Source organism: Cytobacillus sp., assembly GCF_964223445.1.
In the GTDB taxonomy this organism is placed as follows: Bacteria; Bacillota; Bacilli; order Bacillales; family Cytobacillaceae; genus Cytobacillus.
Genome location: NZ_CAXQGS010000053.1, coordinates 43,918 through 68,387, shown reverse-complemented (window position 1 = coordinate 68,387; position 24,470 = coordinate 43,918). Strand labels below are relative to the sequence as shown.

The following is a 24,470-nucleotide window of genomic DNA, read 5'->3' as shown; positions in this document are numbered from 1 at the left end:
CCTTTTTTATTTTTCGACTATTTTTTCAAAACTGCTCCTTCTGCTGAACCAATGGGCAATTAAATAAAGTGAAACTAATATAAAAAAGGAATAAGTATAGGCCCAGTCGATTTTTTTATACAAGTGCAGCATTGCCATAATAGGCATTCCTACATAAGCACCAAACCCACCGAATAATACAGCCTTAACTATCGCATTCATATTTGGTTTAAATTGAATTAATAACATTATAGCCACTGGAACAGTTCCATATCGAAATGAGTAGCTGATCGTTGGTATTGGAATAACCTTAATGGGATAGGACCATTTTCCAAAGTCAACACCTAATCCATCAATGGTTGTAGAGATTATCATCGTTATAAAAGCGGCAAATAACAGCCGGGCTGAACTCTCCTTTTTCCGAAAAATTGCCCACAAAACCCAAGGAACAAGTAACATAGCTAAGGCTACCCACCAACTTAAAGTAAATAAGAAAGTGTTTAAATTCACCTCGGTAATCAATTTATTTGCTTCTGTAATAATCTTATTCGCCTTATCAAGTTGAATTAATCCTTCCTGGAATGTCATGATTCACCCACCTTTTACATTCCTTGCTTCGCGTCTAATCCTTAATATTTCAAATTTTATATCTTTTATTCTTATTCGGTCCCTTTATCACGTAATTAACTAATTCTATCTTGTGTTTATTAAAAATATTTTCAATATCACCTGTATCAACCTCTAGCCCTATTCAAATATAGTCTCCAAGACTATCCCTCTTAACATTTTTTGGATTTATAATTCATGTATAACACTTTTGTAAATGGTGAGTCGTCTGAGCATATCAAAATGGCTCGGTATTTTATATTGGTTTGCTACTTGCTTGTATTTTTTTATGGAACCAATCTTCATTTTGACTTCTACAGCTCCGTACAGTTTTTTAGAACATTTGCAATGAGCGACCTTGGCGTTACCTCTTGCAGGGAATACACCTATTCAATTGCACCTCATGAGATTTGTTCTCCTTACCATTTCTGGATGAATGTATTGTTTATTATTAACAGATTAACCTTTTCATTTGGTATTTTGCACCTTTCACAAAACCTTGAGAAGACAAGATTAAACCGGCTAGCGACAATTTTCATTCTTATCTTAGCTTTAGGTAATATTGTTTCTGGCTTTATACCGGCTGATATAAATCTATTTTGGCATTGAATAGCAGCTCAAGTTGGCATGATTACTGTCATGCCCGGTCTTTGGCTTTATGGAAAATCATTAGAAAACGGAAAACGCTGGACTCAATACTGTTTAGTCACATTACTAGTCATATCCATATTCATTATGTTAATCTTTTTCATCCCTATGCCCGCCGGTCTATTGCAATTTACCTGACTCATAATTCTTTTTTATCAATTAACACCCGCTGCCTTGTTTTAATATTCGTCAAAAAACAGAACTAAACAACAATATTCTCTAAGCCTTAACTGTATGGTCCTGAAAAACTTTTTTACAACGACGGCCAAGAACTAAAACTAAATCTTTTTTGTCCAAAAAATAGACCTCTTAACATCAATGGTGTCAAGAGGTTTACTTTTATACAAGTTTGGCATTATTACTCTGACGGAAGAACATACAGAGATAAAAAATCGTCATGACTTAAAACATGTTTCTCCAGAAATTTAATGATTGCTCATAAATCTGGAAAATAGGTTCCATCTCCCCAGTGTCCCATTTTGAAAAAAAGTCCAAATTTCTTGACCTGGGGGAGCCTAGATATTACAACTGGTTACACCAGACCTTTTTTAAACCAAAATATATATATCTTTACAAGATAAAGAATAATCACGTTGGTAATTAAACCAATGAACCAGTTCCAGTGAATATAGTGATACAATGAACTAAATTTTTCGAGAAGATAAGAATAAGTTGTTATCCCCATTGAAAATAGTAAGTAGTACAAAAATGTTCTTCTTGTCCCTTTTTCATTTGGATAAAAAAGTATAAAAAACACGGCAATTGCAGGATAAACTATATAATGTAATGAAAAGCTCATATTTGTTGCTTTATTAAATTCTCTATACGGAAACTCAACCAATCCAAATACCAATTGTATATATTCATGTATCCATGTTATTGCTTGAACAAATATAAAGGTTATCCACGCTAACCTTTTACTTTCGATTGGAATATATCTAAACAGCAAGTACAATGATAAAATCCACGAACATATTAAAATAAGAACTTCTCTGTTCATTTTAACTCCACCAAAATTAATCTTTTAGAAAACCATCGATAAAATTTATCGTTTATATAGAGAGAAATCATTACTGTTACCAGTGTCCAATACCATTTCCATTTATGATACTCAACCAGTTCAGTATTTGATTCTAATACAACTTCTAAGAAGGTAAAAAATCCAGCAAAGAAAACATAATACAATAGTGAGCCAAACCATTTTTTATTCCTTGGAAAATACAAACTAAAAATAATGGCGACTACCGGGAATAAGAAGAACTCAAAAGAAAAACTAGTCCTATTATATAAATTTGCCTTAGGATACAATTGAATCGGATATTCAATCCAACCCATTTCTACTGCTATTAAACCGGCTGGCCATGTAATGACTTGTAGAAAAAAAAAGATAACCCACGCATCTCTAACCTTTTCTCTCGGTACTAGTATCTTGAGACACATGATACTTAGTATTAATATCCCCAATATAATCCATCTTTCAAGATTCATTTAAGTCACCTTTCATCGAAACCATTTAATACTATTTGTTCACATAATTAAATAAATCGATACCACCACTTTTCATCATGCTGCCATTTGTTTGGCTTCTTATATTCCTGAAGTCTCGTCCATGTTCTATGTTATGGCAAACGACACAAACAACACTCTCTAGGTTATTTTCATCAAGTACAAACTCTTGATGATGCTCAAGCTCCTTGATATGGTGAACAACCAGTTGAATCTTCTTACGCTTAGCACTTTCATTGTATTTATTTGTATCACTCATCCAGTATTGGAGGAATAATGCTTTAACGAAAATATTTCTCCAATCCCTGGCACCCTTCTTTGCGACGGCGGGCAAGAGATTTGCCCAACGGCCTTTTCTGTTTGGCTTTATTGGCCTTATTTAAATCATTTTTTAGGATCCTAAAGAACTGTGATCTCCCCTCTTTACCAATTCACTCATTAAGACACACTCATGTGGTTCTCCAGTTAGAAGCAGGGGCAGACATGAAATACATCCCAGAGAGATTGGTTCATGGAAGTATTCAAATAACTTCAGATGTTTATTCGCATATTAGTAAAAAGATTGAAACTGAAAGAATGAGTATATTCGAGGAAAACATGAAAAATGTCCTTGAATTAATTTTTTGCTTTAAAATCGGGCATTTTTAGGGCAAAGCAAAAACTAAAGCCACATTACAATTTTTGCCCGAAAATAAAAACCCCTCAACACCAATGGTGTCAAGGGGTTTACTTTTTAATACATGCTCAAGTACTGCTCGCGCTCCCATGGATGCACTTGCGTACGGAACATATCCCACTCAATTTCCTTCGCTTCAATGAAGTGTTCAAAGATATGTTCACCAAGAGCGGACACGATGACTTCATCTTTCTTAAGCTCATCAAGTGCAGCAGCCAATGTAGCCGGAAGATCCTTGATGCCTTCTTCTTCACGTTCCTGCTTGTTCATTACATAGATGTTGCGGTCTACTGGTGCCGGAGGAGTCAATTTGTTCTTGATTCCGTCAAGTCCAGCTTTTAGAAGTACAGCCATTGCAAGGTATGGGTTTGCAGCAGGGTCTACACTTCTTACTTCAACACGTGTACTTACACCGCGGGAAGCCGGAATACGGATAAGCGGTGAACGGTTTTGAGCAGACCATGCAACATAGCAAGGTGCTTCATAACCAGGCACCAAACGCTTATAAGAGTTAACGATTGGATTTGTTACTGCAGTAAATGCTGTCGCATGGTTGATGATGCCTGCGATAAAGTGACGTGCATCTTCACTTAATTGAAGATCACCAGTTTCGTTGAAGAATGCATTTTTGCCATCCTTGAATAAGGAAACGTTACAGTGCATACCTGATCCGTTAACACCGAACAGCGGTTTTGGCATGAATGTCGCGTGCAGGCCGTGCTTGCGGGCAATTGTTTTAACAACAAGCTTGAACGTCTGGATTTGGTCACAAGCTGTTAATGCATCTGCATATTTGAAGTCGATTTCATGCTGTCCAGGTGCAACCTCATGGTGGGATGCTTCAATTTCAAAGCCCATTTCTTCAAGCTCAAGCACGATATCGCGGCGGCAGTTTTCTCCAAGATCAGTTGGCGCAAGGTCGAAGTATCCGCCATTATCGTTCAATTCAAGAGTCGGCTCACCAGCCTGGTCAAGCTTGAATAAGAAGAATTCCGGCTCAGGTCCTAAGTTGAAATCAGAGTATCCCAACTCTTCCATTTCTTGTAAGATTCGTCTTAAGTTGCTGCGGGGATCACCGAGGAATGGAGTTCCATCCGGATTGTAGATATCACAGATAAGGCGTGCAACTTTCCCTTTTTCAGCTGTCCAAGGGAATACCACCCAGGTATCAAGGTCAGGATAAAGGTTCATATCTGATTCTTCAATACGTACAAAGCCTTCGATTGAAGATCCATCAAACATCATTTTGTTATCAAGGGCTTTTTCAAGCTGGCTGATCGGAATTTCCACGTTCTTGATAGTTCCAAGAATATCCGTAAACTGTAAACGGACGAATTTTACATTTTCCTCTTCTGCAATTCGCTTAATATCTTCTTTAGTAAACTTTGCCACTGGTAGTTCCTCCCTTAAATTTACATGAGTGATTTATTTTTTGCTCTGTTAATGTGCGCTCAGAAATCCAAGACAATATCAACGAGCTTAATAACGGCTTTTTTTAATGAAAAAAGCGATGCATGTTGCCCTGACGCAATGATGAACGATTAAATCGGCCCGCCTGCACTATTTCCTTGCGAAGGAGTTTCCGGATTTCTTCATCTGATAGATCGCGTCTCGCTTTTTCTGCTTGCTTATTCATGTTTTCAGTTATCGCTTGCTGTTCTTTTACGAAAAATAGCTGCTTGATCCCAGCCATGTTCACGCCTTGATCAATCAAATCTTTAATTTCCAGAAGGACATCGATGTCGTTTAAGGAAAAAAGCCTTCTATTTCCGTCAGTTCTAGCTGGAGAAATTAATTGGTGCTCTTCATAGTAGCGAATCTGCCTGGCGGTCAGGTCAGTCAGCTGCATGACAGTACCAATTGGGAAAAGCGGCATGGAACGTCGAATTTCGCTTCCAGTCAACTATTTCTCCCCCTTTTCAATTACTTCTTGAGTTTATTATATGTAATGTCAGATTATCTGTCAACAATATGTTAGCTTTTATAACATGATTTTTTCAAAAAAATTTTACCTTTCATATTTTCATATAAATCTCAATAAAGAAACAGAAAAGGACAACTAACTATGTAGCTGTCCTTCTTAATATTCACCTAATTTATTTGGACTAAACCTTTTTCCAGCAATTGGTTCAGCGCGATGCATACAGCCATTTTCACATGGGAATAAGTCAGCCCGCCTTGAACATAAGCAACATAAGGCGGCCTGATGGGGCCATCAGCTGTCAGTTCAATGCTTGCACCCTGAATAAAAGTACCCGCTGCCATGATAACATCGTCTTCATATCCTGGCATATAAGCAGGGTAGGCAGTTACATGGGAATTAACAGGAGATGCAAATTGAATCGCCTGGCAAAAAGCCACCATTTTTTCTTTATCATCAAATTGAACAGATTGGATTAAATCGGTTCTTTTACTGTCCCACTTTGGATTGGAGTTCATTCCAAGCCGTTCAAGCAGTGCTGCTGTAAAAACAGCCCCTTTCAAAGCCTGACCGACAACATGTGGAGCCAGGAAAAAGCCCTGATACATTTCCTGAAGGCTGTAAAGGGACGCACCTGCTTCTGCACCAATTCCCGGTGAAGTCATACGGAAGGAACAAGCTTCGACCCATTCCTTCTTCCCGACAATATAACCGCCTGTCTTGGCAATTCCCCCGCCGGGATTCTTAATAAGCGACCCGGCCATCAAGTCTGCCCCAACATGGCAAGGCTCTCGGTCTTCAACAAACTCTCCATAGCAATTATCAACAAAAACAATCGCATCCGGCTTAATTTCTTTTACGAACTGAATCATTTCTTCTATTTGTTCGATTGTGAATGATGGTCTTGTTGCGTATCCCTTAGAACGCTGTATGCCAATCATTTTCGTATTCGGTTTAATTGCTTTTTCAACTGCAGGATAATCAATGCTTCCATCTTCATTCAGCGGGATGCTATTGTATCCAATCCCGAACTCTTTCAGCGAACCGTTTCCAGTTCCCCGGATTCCAACAACTTCTTCCAGTGTGTCATATGGTTTTCCGGTGATGTACAGCAATTCATCACCCGGCCGCAATACGCCAAAGAGTGCAATGGAAATGGCATGCGTCCCTGATATAATCTGAGAGCGGACCAATCCTGCTTCCCCGCCGAAAACTTCAGCATATATTTCCTCCAATGTATCCCTGCCGATATCATCGTATCCATATCCGGTTGAAGGAATGAAATGCGAATCGCTGACTTTGAAATTTTGAAAGCTCTTTAATACACGGAATTGATTCTCATCAATCCGCTCATCAATACTCTTTAATACCTCTGAAATTTGCTGCTCCACTTCTTTTACTATCGGCTGGAGCTTTTCTCCTTTTGATAACTGTTGAAACATGATGTTCTCCTAACTATACGGTATATTTCATTAAAGGCCCTGAAATCTGATGGTCTTCGAGGTAATAGCCCTTGCAAACATAGAGCTCTTTATCTTCATTGAAAGTCAATTCCCTCAGGATGGTTTCGTTCTTGAGCTGTGACAGCAGTTTTCCCTCTGTCGAAGGCACCTCCACATGGTAATGCTTCATCATTCCCAGGATCATCTGCTCGATTTTCCGTTTCAGTTCATTGCGGTCATCTTCATCAAAGGCACTGATCTGAATCGTTTCTGTTCTGGCGGTCGGGACAAAATCAGGATGCCTTAAATCTCTCTTATTATATACCGTAAGCTGCGGTATTTTATCATTTTCCAAATCTTCTATCAGTTTATTGACTGTCTGCTCATGCTGGTAATAATCCGGATTGGACATATCGACTACATGAAGAAGAAGATCTGCTTCCTTTACTTCTTCCAGAGTGGAACGGAAGGCTGCAATGAGCGTAGTCGGCAAATCCTGAATAAATCCGACTGTATCTGTCACAAGTGTGATAAATCCGCTTGGCAATATCAGCTTGCGGGTCATCGGGTCAAGTGTGGCAAACAGCTGGTTTTCTTCATAGGAATCCGCTTCCGACAATCTATTAAAAATAGTGGATTTCCCTGCATTTGTATAGCCGACAAGCGCTATTTGGAATGCTTTATTTTTCTTTCTTCGTTCACGGTATCTGTCACGGTGCTGCACAATGACAGAAAGCTGGGTCTTAATATCATCAATTCGGCGGCGGATATGGCGGCGGTCTGATTCAAGCTTGGTCTCACCCGGTCCCCTTGTGCCGATTCCCCCTCCAAGCCTTGAAAGCTGGACACCCTGGCCTGACAGGCGCGGCAGCAAATACTGCAGCTGTGCCAATTCGACCTGCAGCTTCCCTTCTTTAGAGCGCGCCCTCTGCGCAAAGATATCTAAAATCAGCTGTGTGCGGTCAATTATCCGTGCATCCAAATCTGCAGATAGGTTGCGAACCTGGCTTGGTGAAAGCTCATCGTTAAAAATGATAATATCTGCTTCCATATCTTCCTGAAGCGCAGCCAGTTCCTCCACTTTCCCTTTTCCTATATATGTAGACGGATGAACCCGTTCCCTTTTTTGAGTAATCGAAGCTAAAACTTTTCCGTTTGCCGTTTCAGTCAGCGACTCCAATTCTTCCATTGAATATTCAAACCGCTGGTCATCTTCATCAGTATGGCAGCCGACAAGAATGACTTTTTCATAATCTGGCTTATGTTCCAACCAGCATCCCTCTTTCATATGCTTATTTTAATTGATAACATCATAACAAAAAACATATTCAAATACTAATTTTTACCGCTATTCATAGGCTTTTGCACCGCCCATAATAAATGAATAAAAAAATGGTTGTATTTCTTATTTCCCGTGTTAAAATCATATTGTTTGGAAAGAATTTACGTTTTACTAACTTAAATAAAAATATATTTATAGATTTGCATCAAGAGGAGAAATGGCATATGACATGGGAAGTTTTAAGTATGATCGGCACTGTTGCTTTCGCTGTGAGCGGAGCAATTGTGGCCATGGAAGAAGAATATGATATTTTAGGTGTTTATATTCTGGGTATTGTTACCGCTTTTGGCGGCGGGGCCATCCGAAACCTGCTAATAGGTGTTCCTGTCTCTGCCCTTTGGGAACAGGGTTTATTTTTTCAGATTGCCCTTTTATCCATCACAGCAGTAATGCTGTTCCCTAACAATCTGCTCAAGCATTGGCAAAAGTGGGGTAATTTCACTGACGCAATCGGATTATCCGCCTTTGCTATCCAAGGAGCACTATACGCAACTGAAATGAATCATCCTTTAAGCGCTGTAATTGTGGCTGCTGTATTGACAGGAAGCGGCGGGGGCATCATCCGTGACCTTCTGGCAAGGAGAAAACCGCTTGTATTGCGGTCTGAAATCTATGCGGTCTGGGCTATCCTTTGCGGTTTCGCAGTCGGACTCGGAATCGCCTCAGCTCCGTTTGAGTTATACACTTTGTTTATCATTATTACTGCTTTGCGGGTTTTATCATACACATATAATTGGAAGCTTCCGGTTAAGAGGCTTGGGACAAAAGCATCGGCTTAAGCTGGTGCTTTTATTTGTCGAACTATATTAAAAAGACCTGCTCAATCCATGAGCAGGCCTCCTATATTATTGCTTCACATTCGCCATAATTGTATTTGGATCAAAGCCAATGACCCATTTGCCATTCACATTGATCTGCGGAACTCCCATTTGTCCGGTTGTTGCAACCAATTTTTGTGCCTCTCTCTGATCATTCTGCACATTAACCTCTATATACTCCAGCCCTTTCTCATCCAGAAAATTCTTCACCATTGTACAGTAAGGGCAAGTATTTGTTGTATAAACTGTAATATTGTTCATTTTATATTCCTCCTTCAATAAAAAACAATGCTTTTTTGACACTGTCTTTTTTTACAATATCCCCTTAATCAGCTTCTTCAAACACCAAATCATTGCTTCTGATGGTCATCAGATCATGTTTGTCATAGCTGTTTTGCATTAACAGGCGCATGGCCTGAGTCCGGATTGATTTTTCTATAATATTTCGGATGTAGCGCCCGTTCGAAAAGCTGTTCGGGCTGAGATTATTTTTTACATAGTGTAAGTGTTCCCTTAGCTTTCTTTCGGATTCGTGGCTTAAGGTATACTCCCGTTCCTTCAGCATCCGCTCCCCGATTTCCATCAGCTGTTCAATCGAGTAGTCAGGAAAGTCAACAACCAGGGGGAATCGGGAATGAAGACCTGGATTCAGTGTCAGGAAATGATTCATTTCTCTTGAGTAGCCCGCCAGAATCAGAATAAATTCATGCTGGCGATCTTCCATATGCTTGACGAGGGTGTCAATGGCTTCCTTGCCGAAGTCTTTTTCTCCGCCTCTGCCTAAAGAGTATGCTTCGTCGATGAACAGGATCCCGCCTATTGCTTTTTTCACCAAATCCCTTGTCTTTTGGGCTGTATGACCAATGTATTCACCGACAAGATCGGCCCGCTCTGCTTCAATCAGATGGCCTTTTGACAGCACATTCATTTTTTGAAAAAGCTTGCCTATTAATCGGGCAACTGTTGTTTTACCTGTGCCGGGATTTCCTTTGAACATCATATGCAATGCTTGCTTTCCAGCTTTGAGACCGGCTTCTTCCCGCTTTTTATTCACATAAATCCAGGCATAGATCTCCTTGATCATTTTCTTCATCTCTTCCATTCCCACAAGAGCGCCAAGTTCTTCTTCAATTTCTTTCAGAGCTGTATGCTCAGCCGGAATGGCTTTTGGAGCCGCTTGGGATTCGGGAAGCTCTTTTGTGTATGTTTTTCGCTTTTGTGAATTGAGCACGATGCTGATCTGTCCGTTATTCTTCAGGCGAATCGGCTGGTCCAAAAGCTATCACCTCACATTCTTAGCACAGTATACGCATAGAAGTAATCGTTGTGACAAAAGCCTATATGCATCCGCGAGATTACGGTTATTAGGCTAAAATACGACAAGTTCCCGTCCATTTCAGCAATCAATGATGCAGGAGTGTCGGTTCATGCGGTTTCCCGAGAAATAAGGTGAAACTTCCATCAGCTATGGCTATACTCCCTTTCAGTATGGCAAAGAGTAAATAAACCGTTCATGATGGCCAAGGGAAACGAGCCCGCAGTCAGCTTGCCCACATAGAAACAATAAATTCCCATACCTATATGTATTCAGATGGCGTCCATTTCATTAAATATTTTTGTCTTTCTTATCGGTCTCCGCAAAAGAAAATAGCCCGCTTCATTTAAAGCGGGCTTTTCTTGCTGACTCTATTATCTTTTATTGCTGGTTTTCTAAATCCAACTGAACATTGCGCTGGGGGACGAATGTTGAAATCGCATGCTTGTAAACAAGCTGCTGCTTTCCTTCTGATTCAAATAGTACAGTAAAATTATCAAAGCCTTTAATACAGCCTCTAATTTGGAATCCATTTAATAAGAACACGGTACAATTCGTATTATCCTTGCGTAGCTGGTTAAGAACCTGATCCTGAATATTGATTGCTGATTTCATTATAATCCTCCTCTTTTATCTCTAACATTATGTATTCGATTTTATTTTCAGCTTTCCTTCAATATGAGCAGAAATTTCAGCGAATTTTTTTTCAAACTCATGAGGGTCGGCTGTATCGGACATATCAAACCATTCCACATTCATCTTGTTTCGAAACCATGTTAGCTGCCTTTTTGCATATCTTCTTGAATTTTGCTTCAGATTTCCTACTGCATCCTCCAGAGAAACACGTCCATTAAAGTATTGATACAGCTCTTTATACCCGATAGCCTGTATGGACTGGCAATCCTTTAATCCCTGATCATATAGTGATCTCACCTCTTCAAGCAAGCCTTCCTTCATCATGATCTCAACTCGGAGATTGATGCGTTCATATAAGGTTTCCCGATCCATGGTCAACCCAATCAGTGCCGTATCATAAAGAAGTTCCGGATCCTGATTCTCCTGATACTGAGACATTGTTTTCCCTGTGCAATGGTAAATTTCCAATGCCCTGATCACTCTTCGAATGTTATTGGGGTGAATTTTTTCTGCACTTTCAGGGTCTATTGCCAAAAGCTCCTTAAAAAGGGCATCTTTCCCTTCCCTTTCGTCGCGCTCCTCCAATGTTTTTCTGAATTCTTCATCTGAAGGCGCATCAGAGAATTGGTAATCATAAATAACAGATTGAATATACAATCCTGTGCCTCCAACGATCATGGGAAGTTTGCCTCTTGAAGTTATCTCTGTGATTCTGCTTCGGACCAGCTCCTGAAATTCAGCTGCAGAAAAGGGATCTTCAGGATTTTTGATGTCGATTAGATGATGCGGAATTCCTTCCATCTCTTCTTCCTTAATTTTTGCTGTGCCGATATCCATGCTTTTATATATTTGCATAGAATCTCCGCTGATGATCTCGGCATTAAATCTTTTCGCCAGCAGAATGCTTAATTTTGTTTTTCCAACTGCTGTAGGGCCAATAAGCACTGCCAGCTTTTCTTTCTCACTCATCTGTTCACTGCCTTTACTGCCATTCTATTTATTATCCTACCATATGACAGGAAAATTTTTCAGGTATCATCTTACCATTCTTTTTACAAAAACAGAACATTTATGCATTATGAACAAGTTTTGTCCGTTCTATTCGACAATTTTCCTAAAATTTTCTTATAAAATTACATTTTATTAACGATTCCATAACAAATCAAGGCTAACCCCCAAAATCATGTTAATTTATTAGAAGGTTATATCGTGACAATATAAATTTGAAATTGGGTGAATAATTCATGATAAATACATCTGAAATTGGAATTGACTTAGGGACTGCTAATATCCTTGTATACAGCAAAACAAAAGGAATTATCTTAAACGAACCGTCTGTAGTAGCAATTGATACAGAAACGAAAAAAGTGTTAGCTGTTGGTAAAGAAGCAAAAGAAATGATTGGGAAAACACCGGGCCGTATCATTGCCATCCGTCCGCTAAAAGACGGGGTTATCGCGGATTATGATACGACGACTGAAATGCTTCGCCAGGTTATGCGAAAAGCATCGAAAAAAGTCGGATTCGCGATCAGAAAGCCTAACGTGGTCGTATGTACTCCTTCAGGTTCTACTTCTGTAGAGAGAAGAGCTATTCAGGACGCAGTACGAAATGCTGGGGCAAAAAAAGTACATCTTATTGAAGAACCTGTAGCAGCTGCAATAGGTGCAGGCATGCCTGTTGATGAGCCCGTTGCGAACGTTGTTGTAGATATTGGCGGAGGTTCAACTGAAGTCGCCATCATTTCATTTGGCGGCGTTGTTGCCTGCCATTCCATCCGTATTGGCGGTGACAGACTCGATGATGACATTATTCAGCATGTCCGCAAAGAATACAATGTCCTTATAGGGGAAAGAACAGCTGAAAAAATTAAGATGGAAATAGGCTATGCATTAGTCGACCATGAAGAAATGACAATGGAAGTCCGTGGCCGGGACCTTGTGACTGGTTTGCCAAAAACAATTATATTGTCTTCATATGAAATTCGTGATGCAATGAGAGAAGCACTCCTGCATATTCTGGAGGCTATCCGTGCCACTTTAGAAGACAGTCCTGCCGAACTGAGCGGTGACATCGTTGACCGCGGTGTTATTTTATCCGGCGGCGGCGCTCTCCTTAATGGCATGCAGGATTGGCTATCCCAAGAAATTGTAGTGCCTGTGCACCTTGCTCCAAATCCACTTGAATCAGTAGCGGTTGGAACAGGGGTTGCATTAAAATATATTGATAAGATGCATACATTGGTAAGATAAGGTTATAGATTAAGAGCACCCATTTTGCGGAATGGATGCTTTTTTTGTTTAATAGAGTGACATTTTGAGCGGTATTTCGTTTTTATGAGCGAAAATTGGATTTTATCGGCGATTCGAATTCTTTATGAGCGAATTTCTAAATTTATGAGCGAAAAGATAGTACTTTTAAGCGAAAACCTATTTTAGTTTACATAATATTATTATAGTTTATAGATTAAAAACGCCGAACCACTCAGGTTCAGCGTCCCAATTTTCTACATTACCCTCTTAAACATTTTCTCCATCTCATAAGTGGAGTAATGAATAATGATCGGCCGTCCATGCGGACATGTGAACGGATCGGAAGACCTCCGCAATTCATCAAGCAGCGCCTGGATTTCATCATTGCGGAGATGGTGATTCGCTTTAATGGAAGCTTTACAGCTCATCATAATGGCAGCTTCCTCACGCAACTTTTTAATATCGACTCTCTTCATGGCTAAGAGCTGTTCAATCATATCCTCGATGATTTCCTGTTCCTCGCCTTTAGGCAGCCATTGCGGATGGGAACGGACAATAAAGCTGTTATGTCCGAATTGCTCCAGAAATACCCCCACTTTTTCAAGCTCGCCTTTGTATTCATCAATTTTAATGTAATCATCTGTTGAGTATTCAAAGGTCAGCGGTATGAGCATATCCTGCAATTCGCTTTCAACCTGGCCTACTTTCTCCCTGAAATACTCGTACTTGATCCGCTCCTGCGCGGCATGCTGATCAATGATATAGAGGCCACGGTCATTTTGGGCAAAAATATACGTCCCATGCATTTGCCCGATCGGATAGAGCGGCGGCACCCGGGACGGCTCTTCCACTGTTGCAGTCTCTGCAAAAAATTGTTTCAGTCCTGCAGCTCTCGGCTCTTCAGGCTGGAATAAATGCTGATCCGCTTCAGGCATTTCTTCTGCTGATGTGCTAATATCCATGAAAGGTGTATTCTGCACATCAGGTGATTCTGCTGCTGGCAGTTCAGCTGGAGGACTTTGCGGGCTTTTCAGAACTCTCCCATTCGGGTACTGCCGGACAGCTTCCTCCCTTGTTTCACGCACATAAGAAGGCACATGCTCCCGATGCTCCGGCAGATGATCCAAATCAAGAGCAGTCTGTTCCGATTTAGGTTTCATGCTTTTCGGCTGTGTAAATCCGGAAGGAATAAGTTCCTCTTTTTTAAATGCTGTCTTCAAGGCACCTGATACAAGCTCATTCAATTCATTTTCCTTGCTTAAGCGTACCTCCATTTTCGACGGATGGACATTCACATCGACAAGGAGCGGATCCATTTCAATGTTCAGGAGCACAATCGGGTAGCGGCCAATTGGCAGCAGAGTATGATACCCCTCCTGAATGGCTTTGGCCAACGAATAATTCTTGATAAAGCGGCCGTTGATCATGGTAGAAATATAGTTTCTTGATGCCCTTGTAATCTCAGGCAGTGCGGCATAGCCGCTGATTTTAAAATCAAGTGAGCTTGCTTCAATCCGAACCATCTTTTTCACAATATTGAGCCCATAAATAGCCGCAAGAACCTGCCGGACATCCCCGTTTCCGTTCGTCTGCAGAAGCTTTCGCTCATTATGGATCAGGCGGATGGCGACCTCAGGATGGGCGAGCGACAGCCTGTTAACCACATCTGTAATATTGCCCAGCTCTGTGTGAATCGTCTTCATATATTTAAGCCGTGCCGGCGTGTTGAAAAATAAATCCGTCACGGTCAGGTCAGTCCCTTTTCTGCCGGGCGCCTTTTCCATTACTTCCACTTTTCCGCCTTCGATGACAACCCGTGTGCCGGCAACCCCGGTTGAGGTTTTCATCTCAATCCTGGAAACAGACGCAATACTTGGCAATGCCTCGCCGCGGAATCCGAGAGTGCGGATGCGGAAAAGGTCATTTTCGTCTTTAATTTTACTGGTAGCATGGCGATGAAAGGCATTCAGGACATCATCTTCCTCAATGCCATCACCATTATCGATGATACGGATTTTAGCCAGGCCGGCTTCTTCCACTTCGATTTCAATAATCGTGCTACCGGCATCAATCGAGTTCTCCATTAATTCTTTTACCACTGATGCAGGCCGCTCCACCACCTCGCCGGCAGCGATTTTATTAGAAAGAGCATCATCCAGCTGAATGATTTTCCCCATCTCGTCACCCCCTGTTTACTAATTTTTCAATTTCCTGTGCAATTCATATAATGTATTTAATGCCTGCATTGGCGTCATATCCAGGATATCGAGCGCTTTGACTTTATCAATTATCTTTTTTTCTTTAGAGCCTATTGAAGGTTTCTTCACATTTTCAGGCTCCTCAAAAAAAGATAATTGGCCAGCAGGCTCTGCCATTTTTTCTGCGGCAGGACTCTCTTTTTTCACAGGATGAGGATCGTTCGATTCCAGCCCCGTTAATATTTCATTTGCCCTTACAATCAGTTCATTCGGAAGCTCTGCAAGCTGGGCAACATGGATTCCGTAACTCTTATCTGCCGCTCCTTCCTTAATTTTATGAAGGAACACAACCCGTCCATTTTGCTCGACTGCGCTGACATGGATGTTTTTCACCTTTTGCAGTTCTTCTTCAAGCACCGTCAATTCATGATAGTGAGTGGAAAATAAAGTCTTCGCACCAATCCGGTTGTGAATATATTCAATGATTGCCTGCGCCAATGCCATCCCATCATAGGTGGATGTTCCGCGCCCGATTTCATCGAATAGTATCAAACTGTTTTGAGTGGCATTCACAATCGCATTTCTCGCTTCAAGCATCTCGACCATGAACGTACTCTGGCCGGAAATTAGGTCATCGGCGGCTCCGATTCTCGTAAATACCTGGTCGAAAATCGGCAGCACGGCTTCAGAAGCAGGCACATAGCAGCCGATTTGCGCTAAAATCGCCGTTAGGGCGATTTGCCTCATATACGTACTTTTACCGGACATATTCGGCCCTGTAATTAGCAGCATTTCACGGTCGGCATCCATATAACAGTCATTCGGCACATATTCCTGTGCATTCAGTACTTTTTCAACGACTGGATGGCGGCCGTCTTTAATATTAATCCGTCTTTCATTTGAAAAGTTTGGCTTTATATAATGCCTCTGCTCGCTGACAGCAGCGAAGCACTGAAGAACATCCAGCTCACTTACTGTTTTCGCAAGCTTTTGCAATCTCGGAATAAATTCTTTTACATGTTCGCGGACATTAGTAAATAATTCATACTCCAGCTCCACGCACTTTTCCTGCGCTTCCAGTATGAGTGCCTCTTTTTCCTTTAATTCAGGCGTAATAAATCTTTCGGCATTGGTCAGGGTCTGTTTGCGCTCATATTGCCCTTCCTGTAATAGATGCAGATTGGCGCGGGTTACTTCAATATAATAGCCAAACACACGGTTAAAACCTATTTTTAATGATTTAATGCCTGTTTTTTCACGTTCCTGCTTTTCAAGCTGGGCAATCCAGGTTTTCCCGTTGCGGCTGGCATCACGGTATTTATCCAGCTCTTCATGATAGCCGTCCTGAATGATGTTTCCATCCTTCAAAGACAGCGGCGGATTTTCCATTATCGCGCTTTCCAAAGTATCAGTGACTTCTTCACAGGCATCCAGGCGCTCAGCAAGCCTCACTGCTTCTTCATTCGGCAGATTTGAGACCATTTCTTTTAAAACAGGTATCTGCTGAAGAGATTTCTTAAGCTGTACAAGGTCGCGGGCATTTACATTTCCAAATGCCACTCTTCCTGCAAGGCGTTCCAGATCATAGACTTCCTTCAGCTTTTCCCGGATTTCTTCCCGTTCAAAGAAAGAGTGAATAAGCGTTTCAACCAGCGAATGGCGGCGCTTGATTTCCTGTTCATCAATAAGCGGCCTGTCGATCCATTGCTTTAACAGGCGGCCTCCCATGGCAGTCTTCGTTTCATCCAAGAGCCATAACAGTGAGCCCTTCTTCCCTTTGCTGCGGATGGTTTCTGTCAGCTCAAGATTCTTTTTTGAAAAATAATCGATTTTCATGTATTGATTAATCTGATAAGTAGCCACCTTTTGAAGGTGATCCAGGCTCCTCTTTTGCGTACGGTACAGGTAATTAATCAGTCTGCAAGAAGTTGTCCTGAGCTTGTCCTGATTTAAACCAGCCAGAAGTCCCTCGAAAGAGTCCCGGACTCCGCAATCATCCTCGAATGAAATCGCCATGACGGAGCGTTCTTTCATTCTCCTCTGCCATTCTCCATCAAAGTCGGAAGAGATGACTACTTCCTTTGCACCTGACATAGACAGCTCGTTCAAGACCTCATCAAACCCGCTGCTTAACATCGTTACCTTCGTCTCACCTGTTGATAAATCATTGGTGGCAAATCCAAAGGTTTCATCTTCAAAGACCGAAATCGATGCAATATAGTTGTTTTCTTTTTCCTGAAGGCCTTTGCCTTCCATCATTGTTCCAGGTGTGATAAGCTGAACGACTTCCCGCTTCACAACTCCTTTTGCCTGTTTCGGATCTTCTGTTTGCTCGCAGATTGCGACTTTGTATCCTTTTTCAATCAATTGTTCAATATAAACCGGTGCTGAATGATACGGCACCCCGCACATGGGAATCCTTTCTTCCGTACCTCCCTCGCGGCTGGTTAATGTGATTTCAAGCTCCTGTGATGCATTAAGTGCATCATCAAAAAACATTTCGTAAAAATCGCCAAGGCGAAAAAATAAAAAGGCATCCTGATATTCTGCCTTTACCCGTAAGTATTGCTGTATCATAGGCGTGTAAGCTGCTGCCATAACTTCCTCCAACGATCCATAATCTATTATTTTATAATCCTGTTTTAGAGATTTTCTCTAAAAACGTCTTTTTCATTATATCATAGATTATCGGCTGACTCAGACGTGCAATATTTGGCGATTAGAAAAGCGGAAGCGCCTTGCCCACCCCCGACAAGCACAAGATGATCCTCACGGAAAGGCGTTCTTTGCCTTTTTGGGAGGATTGGCTTGTGACCTCGAGGGGGTATGCGCTGGATCTAGACAGTTATCGAAGTTCAAAACTTAAAACTTCTTATTTTAGAAAAACAGCAGCTCCCCAAATGGAGAGCTGCCAGTATTTCTTAGTTATTGATGTATTTTTCAAACACATAACCGAAATCTTTCACATTATATTTCTTGCGGCTGTTCATCAGCCAATTGAAGGCTGTTTCATTCAATACACGGAAATTATCCACTACATTGGCGTCCTGACTGGACACTGAACGACCAAGAGTGCTTGATGCCAAATTCAGGCTTTTTTCAGCATACTCCATCGACACTTCATTTTCGCGGCAGATTTCGGAAATGCGGATCAGGGCTTTATATAAATCTTTCAATTCTTCGATATGCTTTTTATGTACGTCAATAGAGAAAGCCTGGGATCCGATCACGAATTTGATTTCTACATCTAAATCAACTGTACCAGCTGTTTCCAGCATCACATTGGAAATGCTGTATTCACGGTAGCTGTAGCGCTTTAGAGTTCGTTTTTTGCTGACTGCACTTGTACCATCCAGATGAATAAGCGCTTTATTCGTAAAGCAGTATTCATCCGACTTGGACTTGATCAGGAAATAAATTTTCTCATTATCTTCGTGCAGGACATAATCGTCAGCATCAACCTTGTCATAATCAGCCGGCTGGATGACGCTTCCCACATCGCTTAATCCCAGCACATCAGATGCAACCTTTTTAAACATAAACCCTCAACCTTTCATTATTCATTATACTACTTTGCTATTTTAACATATTTAGGAAAACGATGGCTTATTCATTTTTTAATTAACATTGGAAAAGCTCCCGGCAAACCGGAAGCTTCATATTCCTGGCGTATTCATCAATACAATCGGCCATCCATCAGGATCTTCTATCGTCACTCCGCCTCTGCCCCAATATGGATTTTCCGGATCTGTTTCCAAATACCCAATAGCTGCAAGCCTTTCGGCAATGTTATCCCGCTCCAGGCGGTCTCCAACATAAAAGACTAATAGATGTTCCTTTGTTGGCTTCGGAAGCTCCATTATTTCCCTGGATTGAGTAAATTCAAGATGGTACTGGCTATCAGGCAGACCAATCATAATGCCATCATAGCCTTCATGATTCCGAAACTCGCCGACTCTTTTCAGACCCAGTCCTTTTTCATAAAAGGAAATGAGTTTATCAAGCTGGTTTGTGGGACGTGCAATGCGAAATTGCACAGCTGGAATGCTCCCTTCCCACTCCTTTCTCACGATCACTTCGTAAGGATATTCCTGATGCTGAAACATAGCATCCTCTGGTCCCGAAGCAAATATTTTAATCGGAGAAATAACGGAAGCCCTTTCAGTTGGATACCAGTTACGCCCTTCCTTCACAAGCACAAAAACCCCTTTCCTGTCTCCGTAAAAAGCAAACGTCTCGCTGGAATCCATCTGTTCATTGTACAAATACTGATCTAATTCCCGCGCCATTGCGGAAACATCTTTGACAGGCAAGCCAACTTCCCCAACATCATGCCAGCGGATATCCTCCTTTTTTACACCATCCAATGGGCGCTCCAGCATCTCCATAATATTTCCGTCCGGATCGATAAAATAGGCCTGCTTTCCTTTCCAAAACATACTGTACTCACCACTCTCATTTGCCAGCAGCACGCTTTCAGCCCCTAATTTTTGATACATATGATCAAAGTGTCCAGTATTAGTCCGGAAACATACATGATAAAATGGAATTGCTGCATCTTTCTCAAAAAGAATCTTTGTTGAACCGGCCATTATCGTAAAATAACTTTCAGTCTCCATCAGCAGCTCCATTTCCAGCACATCTGTATAAAATTCTTTCATCCTGTCTAAATCATTGCACTTCAAATTCAATTGAAATATTTTCATCCTTGCCTCTCCCCTTTACATCTTATACCTCCATTCTAAGGAAAGACTCTGCAGATGAATTCAGACTAAAGGCTGAAGATACAGTCGATAATTCGCTGGAATATGGCTCCCATTATGAAAATATAAAAAGAAAAACTAGGAAGCAAAACCTCCTAGTTTGTCATTATTCTTCTTCAGTTCCCACCAAGAAATCTGGATTTAAATCCTCGAATTCTTCATCATCCACATCAAGTCCCCAATCGTCATCATCGCATTCGCACTTGTCTGGGTAAACAGCTACACAAACTTTTGTTTCGCCGATCACCTCGACCATGAACTCTCTTTCCACAGTGACGATGATTTTGTTGCCGTTTGGAGAAATGACTGCTTCACAGCAGCTCGGCTGCTGCAGAACACGGGCGATGACATCATGATCATCCAAACAGTCCGGATCACGGTACTTCAATTTAATGACATCTTTATACTCAACCCGTTCGGTAACAACTTCGGTTTTTGTATTGTTGTTGAAAGAGTACCAAACGTTAATGTCATAATGGCCGCAGATTTCCACTGTTTTTCCAGCTTTTTTCGCCTCGTACGTATGGTTTATGATCCAGCAGCCAAGTATGCTTGACGGATGGTGTGACGGGCAGATCGTATGATTGGACTGTGTGAATTTACGTCCTTTCGCAACGACCGCTTTCGTTATAATCTCTCTGTAATCTCCCATTGCGAGCGAACCCTCCTCATTCATTTTCAATTCATCCTATGCGGGATATTAGACTAGTGTGCGATAATTTTGATGAATGTTAGGCAAAAGTATTGGCATGATTTATAGTATGCCGGGAGCGGGCGAATGTTCCGGTCTGAACAAATCCAGCAGGAGAATTCTCTATATAAATAAGGAAAGTGCCTGCCTATGGTAAGGCCTTAAAACTCACTGATAGGTATGTGATTGAAAAATGCACGTTTGTCCTGCTCCATCTGCGGAGACAGCTTGGCTCATGAATCAATATAATAAACTATCGATAAGGAGGTGAACAGGAATGGCAGACAAGGAGAACTCCAACTATAAAGTTTCAATCAATGGCAAAGAGCTGACAGGAGAAGAAGCAAAACAATATGCTGAACAAATGGCAGCCAAGTTTACTGAAACATTGGGCGAATTCTATACAAAAGGATTAGAAAAAATTCAGTCTGAAGAGTTAAAAGGAAATCTTATGGAATCTCTTAAGCCGTTGAAAAACTTAGAAGGGCTCTTCACAAAAAATTCCTCCGGGATCGGGAATATGATTCCTGCATTAAAAAATCTGCTGCCTGTTGTGGAAACATCAGAGGATTATAAACAGGTGAAACTTTCTGTAAACGGAAAAAAACTTCTGGATCTGGATCTTTCAGACATGATGAAGAAAGACTCATAATCTAGAAAACAGCCACTTCAATCAATTGAAGGAGGTGAAAAATATGCTATCAAGATGCAATGACGATTACGAAAAAGACAATGGCGTATTGCCGAGCGGCGGAGCAGTAAATGGAGCAGACAGCGGCAATGAAGCGGAAGCTTTTACTTTCGCTGCACAAGCAAACCTACCTCAAACAAACCTAAATGGCCAATTGCCGATTTCTGGTGGAGGCTTTGCTATTAACGCTGCACTGATCAACATTCCAATTCTTTCAGCTCAATACAATATTGCAAATGGAGGAGACTCCACAGCCATTTCTGTGAACACTACAACTCAGCAGCAAAGCAATAAAGCGTAATTAAAGATAAAGCAATTTTTTCTATGCAGAGTCTTAAATGTCCAAAAAGAAGGGAGGGAGTACCATGTTAAGTCAAAATATGCAAAAGTTGGATTTGGATCCGGAAGTCCTCAAACAGCTGGGTATTCCAAAGGAGTTTATTGATATGGCTGCAGAAGCCGGAATACCGTCTATCAATAACCATGCTGCCGGCGGAAAGGGCGGACGGGCTATCAATCTCACATATGTGGATAATTACTCGACATTGCTCCTTGTATATACTTTTCTCCTCAACTTTTTGGACAAAAAATCTGATGATGCAGGGACTAAAATGCTGAATCAATCCCTGCTGTCAACGTTAAATGCTGCAATCATCGAACAGCAGGAGTACAGAAAAGAATTTTTAAAGGCAGTAGAATTATTGCGAAACCAATAAAAGGCCCCCCACAACCCATGGCCAATACCAATTCCTCCCTTAAATATAGAACGTAAAAAACACCCTGCACTTATTGGTGCAGGGTGTTCCGCTTTCTGTTTATTAATGTGTACAGCTGCTGTTGCTGATTTTTGATCCCGTTTCACCGCTTAGGAGATTTCCGCCTGTAGAAGTAATGACTTCGTCTGTTACAGTGTTGGAAATCGCATTAGCCACAATCTGCAGCAATTCATTAACATCCACCTGGGATTGCTTGAATTCCTGGACAACCGGAATTTCATCCAGCTGCTGTTCCAATTGGGCAATTTTTTCTTCCGTTTTCTTTAATGCTTCAGCTTTACCATAGTGCTGAAGATTGACAGCCTGTTTTTGCAAGCCTTTGATTGTTGTAATGGTAGCACTAACCTTTTCGTTTTCATTAATCTGTGCTTCTGCACGCTTGAAGAAATCTACCTCTTCTGTCTCTGCAATCATGCGTGCCAGTTCCTTCGCACGTTCTACTATCTCATCTTTTGTGTATTTAGCCATTACTGCTTCACCTCAACCGCATCTAGTTCTTCTACCATTTCTCCGTTTAGGGACCAAGTCTTCGCATCGGTTACCTTTACATTCACGATTTTGCCGATCGCTATTTTCGGTCCCTTAAAGTTTACGAGCTTGTTCTTTCTTGTGTAGCCTGCAAGAATTTCAGGATTGTTCTTGCTTTCCCCTTCCACAAGAACTTCGACAGTCTGACCTTTATATTTTTTCATTGCTTCTGCAGATAATTCATTAACAACTGCGTTCAGGCGCTGAAGACGTTCTTTCTTCACTTCCATTGGCACGTTATCCACCATTTTGGCCGCTGGTGTGCCTTCACGAGGTGAGTAAATGAACGTATAAGCAGCTTCGAACCCTACCTCCCGATACAGGGAAATTGTTTCTTCAAATTGCTCTTCTGTCTCATTAGGATAGCCTACGATGATATCAGTTGTGAAAGTGGCCTCTGGAATAGCCGCTTTAATCTTGCGAACCAGCTCCAAGTATTGTTCCCTTGTATATTTACGGGCCATGATTTTCAGGACATCTGTAGAACCAGATTGAACTGGCAGGTGAATATGCTCTACCAGATTGCCTCCCTTGGCAAGCACTTCAATCAAATGATCATCAAAATCTCGTGGATGGCTGGTTGTAAAGCGTACTCGCGGAATGTCGATTTTGCGCATTTCATCCATTAAATCGCCAAGACCGTATTTCATATCCTCAAAATCTTTTCCATACGCGTTTACATTTTGCCCAAGCAGGGTAATTTCCTGGTAGCCCTGTGCAGCTAACTGACGCACTTCCTGAATGATATCCTCAGGACGTCTGCTCCGCTCTTTTCCCCGTGTATAAGGAACGATGCAGTATGTGCAGAATTTATCACAGCCGTACATAATGTTGACCCATGCTTTAATATTGCCGCGGCGCACTTTTGGAAGGTTCTCAATAACATCCCCTTCTTTAGACCAAACTTCAATTACCATTTCCTTCGACATATACGCTTCTTGAAGAATGTTAGGAAGACGGTGAATGTTGTGTGTTCCAAATATCATATCTACCTGGTTATATGTTTTAAGAATCTTGTTAACAACTGATTCTTCCTGTGACATACATCCGCAGACACCAATTAGAAGATCGGGATTTTCCTTTTTTAAATGTTTTAGATGGCCAAGTTCTCCAAACACTTTATTCTCGGCATTTTCACGGATGGCACATGTATTAAGCAAAATGACATTTGCATCTTCTACAGATTCTGTATGCTCATAGCCAAGACCAAGGAAAATACCAGCCATAACTTCGGTATCATGTTCATTCATTTGGCAGCCGTAAGTGCGGATATAGAATTTGCGGCCTTTTCCCATTCCATGAAATTCTTCTGGTATGTTAAAATCTTTATGATATTTCACTTCTTCTTTACCGCGTTTTTTCGCTTCCTTTAAGGAAGGTGCAGTATAAACAGTTTCAAAGTATTTGCTGTAATCCTTTACGGATTTTTTGTCCGAAGGATTTGCTGTTTGCACTTGCTGGCTTTCTAAACGCTGTTTTTCGTTCATCATGTATCCCCTTTCTCTTTCTCCTGAGCTGCATCTATCATTTAAACTCCATTTTCAGCTTTTATTAAGTTGTGCAATTTATATATGTGCACATTATTATAGTATAAGGCTTTCTGATAGTTAAAACAATAGAAAACAGCACTCGGTCTCTTATCAGCAGCTATTACTTGTATGTACGAACAGGGATAATTTTAA

Annotated in this window: 23 protein-coding genes and 2 pseudogenes; 5 read left to right on the top strand and 20 right to left on the bottom strand. The window is 41.2% G+C overall.

Annotated features, from left to right (window positions below; all coding sequences use genetic code 11):
• Positions 1 to 6 precede the first annotated feature (6 nt).
• The 8 genes and pseudogenes from ACEQ1T_RS10015 to hflX form a co-directional block, all read right to left on the bottom strand.
• The gene (locus ACEQ1T_RS10015; protein ID WP_244671071.1) at positions 7 to 567 is read right to left on the bottom strand and encodes a CBO0543 family protein; all 561 of its coding nucleotides are present in this window, start codon (positions 565 to 567) and stop codon (positions 7 to 9) included.
• A 1,198-nt stretch (positions 568 to 1,765) separates the two neighbouring features.
• A complete protein-coding gene (locus tag ACEQ1T_RS10010) occupies positions 1,766 to 2,233 on the bottom strand; it encodes a CBO0543 family protein (RefSeq protein ID WP_206836643.1) in 468 nt (155 codons plus the stop codon).
• Positions 2,230 to 2,721 carry a CBO0543 family protein gene (locus ACEQ1T_RS10005; protein WP_206836640.1) on the bottom strand — a complete coding sequence of 164 codons (492 nt, stop codon included), beginning with the start codon at positions 2,719 to 2,721 and terminating at the stop codon, positions 2,230 to 2,232. Before ACEQ1T_RS10005 ends, ACEQ1T_RS10010 begins: the two co-directional genes overlap by 4 nt.
• Positions 2,722 to 2,768: 47 nt before the next feature.
• A pseudogene (locus ACEQ1T_RS10000) lies at positions 2,769 to 2,998 on the bottom strand (hypothetical protein).
• A 474-nt stretch (positions 2,999 to 3,472) separates the two neighbouring features.
• A complete protein-coding gene (gene glnA, locus ACEQ1T_RS09995) occupies positions 3,473 to 4,807 on the bottom strand; it encodes a type I glutamate--ammonia ligase (protein WP_035330680.1) in 1,335 nt (444 codons plus the stop codon).
• Between the two features lie 103 nt (positions 4,808 to 4,910).
• Positions 4,911 to 5,318, bottom strand: coding sequence for a MerR family transcriptional regulator (locus ACEQ1T_RS09990; RefSeq protein ID WP_035330681.1), 408 nt, complete (start codon positions 5,316 to 5,318; stop codon positions 4,911 to 4,913).
• 188 nt (positions 5,319 to 5,506) lie between these two features.
• Complete coding sequence (locus ACEQ1T_RS09985; RefSeq protein WP_206836637.1) at positions 5,507 to 6,778, bottom strand: methionine gamma-lyase family protein; 1,272 nt, start codon at positions 6,776 to 6,778, stop codon at positions 5,507 to 5,509.
• A gap of 13 nt (positions 6,779 to 6,791) precedes the next feature.
• Positions 6,792 to 8,066: a GTPase HflX gene (gene hflX / locus ACEQ1T_RS09980; RefSeq protein ID WP_370222711.1), complete on the bottom strand. Its 1,275-nt coding sequence runs from the start codon at positions 8,064 to 8,066 to the stop codon at positions 6,792 to 6,794.
• Positions 8,067 to 8,284: 218 nt separating this feature from the next.
• On the opposite strand from hflX, the gene ACEQ1T_RS09975 reads away from it, so the two are divergent.
• Positions 8,285 to 8,899, top strand: coding sequence for a trimeric intracellular cation channel family protein (locus ACEQ1T_RS09975; RefSeq protein WP_206836631.1), 615 nt, complete (start codon positions 8,285 to 8,287; stop codon positions 8,897 to 8,899).
• 66 nt (positions 8,900 to 8,965) lie between these two features.
• Here ACEQ1T_RS09975 and ACEQ1T_RS09970 read toward each other — a convergent pair whose 3' ends face one another.
• The 4 genes from ACEQ1T_RS09970 to miaA all read right to left on the bottom strand — a co-directional run bounded on the left by ACEQ1T_RS09970 (position 8,966) and on the right by miaA (position 11,858).
• On the bottom strand, positions 8,966 to 9,199 hold the full coding sequence (locus tag ACEQ1T_RS09970; RefSeq protein ID WP_206836628.1) for a glutaredoxin family protein: 234 nt from the start codon (positions 9,197 to 9,199) through the stop codon (positions 8,966 to 8,968).
• A 64-nt stretch (positions 9,200 to 9,263) separates the two neighbouring features.
• The gene (gene spoVK, locus ACEQ1T_RS09965) at positions 9,264 to 10,214 is read right to left on the bottom strand and encodes a stage V sporulation protein K (protein ID WP_206836624.1); all 951 of its coding nucleotides are present in this window, start codon (positions 10,212 to 10,214) and stop codon (positions 9,264 to 9,266) included.
• Between the two features lie 420 nt (positions 10,215 to 10,634).
• Positions 10,635 to 10,868 carry an RNA chaperone Hfq gene (gene hfq / locus ACEQ1T_RS09960; RefSeq protein WP_035330690.1) on the bottom strand — a complete coding sequence of 78 codons (234 nt, stop codon included), beginning with the start codon at positions 10,866 to 10,868 and terminating at the stop codon, positions 10,635 to 10,637.
• Positions 10,869 to 10,895: 27 nt separating this feature from the next.
• Positions 10,896 to 11,858, bottom strand: coding sequence for a tRNA (adenosine(37)-N6)-dimethylallyltransferase MiaA (gene miaA, locus ACEQ1T_RS09955; RefSeq protein WP_206836619.1), 963 nt, complete (start codon positions 11,856 to 11,858; stop codon positions 10,896 to 10,898).
• Positions 11,859 to 12,133: 275 nt separating this feature from the next.
• On the opposite strand from miaA, the gene mreBH reads away from it, so the two are divergent.
• Entirely contained in the window at positions 12,134 to 13,141 is a 1,008-nt protein-coding gene (gene mreBH, locus ACEQ1T_RS09950; protein WP_206836618.1) for a rod-share determining protein MreBH, read from the top strand.
• A 254-nt stretch (positions 13,142 to 13,395) separates the two neighbouring features.
• Here the strand turns inward: mreBH and mutL are convergent, their stop codons facing one another.
• From mutL to ACEQ1T_RS09920, 6 genes and pseudogenes are all read right to left on the bottom strand, one after another.
• Positions 13,396 to 15,318, bottom strand: coding sequence for a DNA mismatch repair endonuclease MutL (gene mutL, locus ACEQ1T_RS09945; protein WP_370222709.1), 1,923 nt, complete (start codon positions 15,316 to 15,318; stop codon positions 13,396 to 13,398).
• A gap of 18 nt (positions 15,319 to 15,336) precedes the next feature.
• The gene (gene mutS, locus ACEQ1T_RS09940; RefSeq protein WP_370222708.1) at positions 15,337 to 17,937 is read right to left on the bottom strand and encodes a DNA mismatch repair protein MutS; all 2,601 of its coding nucleotides are present in this window, start codon (positions 17,935 to 17,937) and stop codon (positions 15,337 to 15,339) included.
• 323 nt (positions 17,938 to 18,260) lie between these two features.
• A complete protein-coding gene (locus tag ACEQ1T_RS09935) occupies positions 18,261 to 18,878 on the bottom strand; it encodes a PH domain-containing protein (protein ID WP_113882021.1) in 618 nt (205 codons plus the stop codon).
• A gap of 117 nt (positions 18,879 to 18,995) precedes the next feature.
• Positions 18,996 to 19,445, bottom strand: coding sequence for a VOC family protein (locus tag ACEQ1T_RS09930; RefSeq protein WP_370222759.1), 450 nt, complete (start codon positions 19,443 to 19,445; stop codon positions 18,996 to 18,998).
• Positions 19,446 to 19,733: 288 nt separating this feature from the next.
• Positions 19,734 to 20,045: pseudogene (locus tag ACEQ1T_RS09925) on the bottom strand (VOC family protein); the annotation flags it as partial.
• Between the two features lie 163 nt (positions 20,046 to 20,208).
• Entirely contained in the window at positions 20,209 to 20,754 is a 546-nt protein-coding gene (locus ACEQ1T_RS09920) for an outer spore coat protein CotE (protein ID WP_206836605.1), read from the bottom strand.
• A 316-nt stretch (positions 20,755 to 21,070) separates the two neighbouring features.
• On the opposite strand from ACEQ1T_RS09920, the gene ACEQ1T_RS09915 reads away from it, so the two are divergent.
• From ACEQ1T_RS09915 to ACEQ1T_RS09905, 3 genes are all read left to right on the top strand, one after another.
• Complete coding sequence (locus ACEQ1T_RS09915; protein ID WP_206836603.1) at positions 21,071 to 21,445, top strand: hypothetical protein; 375 nt, start codon at positions 21,071 to 21,073, stop codon at positions 21,443 to 21,445.
• A 43-nt stretch (positions 21,446 to 21,488) separates the two neighbouring features.
• Positions 21,489 to 21,785, top strand: a complete 297-nt coding sequence (locus ACEQ1T_RS09910) for a hypothetical protein (protein ID WP_206836600.1) — start codon at positions 21,489 to 21,491, stop codon at positions 21,783 to 21,785.
• Between the two features lie 64 nt (positions 21,786 to 21,849).
• Complete coding sequence (locus ACEQ1T_RS09905) at positions 21,850 to 22,200, top strand: hypothetical protein (protein WP_009330660.1); 351 nt, start codon at positions 21,850 to 21,852, stop codon at positions 22,198 to 22,200.
• 102 nt (positions 22,201 to 22,302) lie between these two features.
• On the opposite strand, the gene ACEQ1T_RS09900 is transcribed toward ACEQ1T_RS09905, so the two are convergent.
• Both ACEQ1T_RS09900 and miaB read right to left on the bottom strand, forming a co-directional pair.
• Positions 22,303 to 22,728 carry a RicAFT regulatory complex protein RicA family protein gene (locus tag ACEQ1T_RS09900; RefSeq protein ID WP_206836597.1) on the bottom strand — a complete coding sequence of 142 codons (426 nt, stop codon included), beginning with the start codon at positions 22,726 to 22,728 and terminating at the stop codon, positions 22,303 to 22,305.
• Positions 22,728 to 24,278, bottom strand: coding sequence for a tRNA (N6-isopentenyl adenosine(37)-C2)-methylthiotransferase MiaB (gene miaB / locus ACEQ1T_RS09895; protein ID WP_370222706.1), 1,551 nt, complete (start codon positions 24,276 to 24,278; stop codon positions 22,728 to 22,730). Before miaB ends, ACEQ1T_RS09900 begins: the two co-directional genes overlap by 1 nt.
• Positions 24,279 to 24,470 lie beyond the last annotated feature (192 nt).

Bases quoted from the DNA above. Each gene is read 5' to 3' on its own strand.
- ACEQ1T_RS10015 (WP_244671071.1), bottom strand. From the start codon at position 567: ATGACATTCCAGGAAGGATTAATTCAACTTGATAAGGCGAATAAGATT.
- ACEQ1T_RS10010 (WP_206836643.1), bottom strand. From the start codon at position 2,233: ATGAACAGAGAAGTTCTTATTTTAATATGTTCGTGGATTTTATCATTG.
- ACEQ1T_RS10005 (WP_206836640.1), bottom strand. From the start codon at position 2,721: ATGAATCTTGAAAGATGGATTATATTGGGGATATTAATACTAAGTATC.
- ACEQ1T_RS09985 (WP_206836637.1), bottom strand. From the start codon at position 6,778: ATGTTTCAACAGTTATCAAAAGGAGAAAAGCTCCAGCCGATAGTAAAA.
- hflX (WP_370222711.1), bottom strand. From the start codon at position 8,066: ATGAAAGAGGGATGCTGGTTGGAACATAAGCCAGATTATGAAAAAGTC.
- ACEQ1T_RS09975 (WP_206836631.1), top strand. From the start codon at position 8,285: ATGACATGGGAAGTTTTAAGTATGATCGGCACTGTTGCTTTCGCTGTG.
- ACEQ1T_RS09970 (WP_206836628.1), bottom strand. From the start codon at position 9,199: ATGAACAATATTACAGTTTATACAACAAATACTTGCCCTTACTGTACA.
- hfq (WP_035330690.1), bottom strand. From the start codon at position 10,868: ATGAAATCAGCAATCAATATTCAGGATCAGGTTCTTAACCAGCTACGC.
- miaA (WP_206836619.1), bottom strand. From the start codon at position 11,858: ATGAGTGAGAAAGAAAAGCTGGCAGTGCTTATTGGCCCTACAGCAGTT.
- mreBH (WP_206836618.1), top strand. From the start codon at position 12,134: ATGATAAATACATCTGAAATTGGAATTGACTTAGGGACTGCTAATATC.
- mutL (WP_370222709.1), bottom strand. From the start codon at position 15,318: ATGGGGAAAATCATTCAGCTGGATGATGCTCTTTCTAATAAAATCGCT.
- mutS (WP_370222708.1), bottom strand. From the start codon at position 17,937: ATGGCAGCAGCTTACACGCCTATGATACAGCAATACTTACGGGTAAAG.
- ACEQ1T_RS09935 (WP_113882021.1), bottom strand. From the start codon at position 18,878: ATGTTTAAAAAGGTTGCATCTGATGTGCTGGGATTAAGCGATGTGGGA.
- ACEQ1T_RS09930 (WP_370222759.1), bottom strand. From the start codon at position 19,445: ATGTTTCAGCATCAGGAATATCCTTACGAAGTGATCGTGAGAAAGGAG.
- ACEQ1T_RS09920 (WP_206836605.1), bottom strand. From the start codon at position 20,754: ATGGGAGATTACAGAGAGATTATAACGAAAGCGGTCGTTGCGAAAGGA.
- ACEQ1T_RS09915 (WP_206836603.1), top strand. From the start codon at position 21,071: ATGGCAGACAAGGAGAACTCCAACTATAAAGTTTCAATCAATGGCAAA.
- ACEQ1T_RS09910 (WP_206836600.1), top strand. From the start codon at position 21,489: ATGCTATCAAGATGCAATGACGATTACGAAAAAGACAATGGCGTATTG.
- ACEQ1T_RS09905 (WP_009330660.1), top strand. From the start codon at position 21,850: ATGTTAAGTCAAAATATGCAAAAGTTGGATTTGGATCCGGAAGTCCTC.
- ACEQ1T_RS09900 (WP_206836597.1), bottom strand. From the start codon at position 22,728: ATGGCTAAATACACAAAAGATGAGATAGTAGAACGTGCGAAGGAACTG.
- miaB (WP_370222706.1), bottom strand. From the start codon at position 24,278: ATGATGAACGAAAAACAGCGTTTAGAAAGCCAGCAAGTGCAAACAGCA.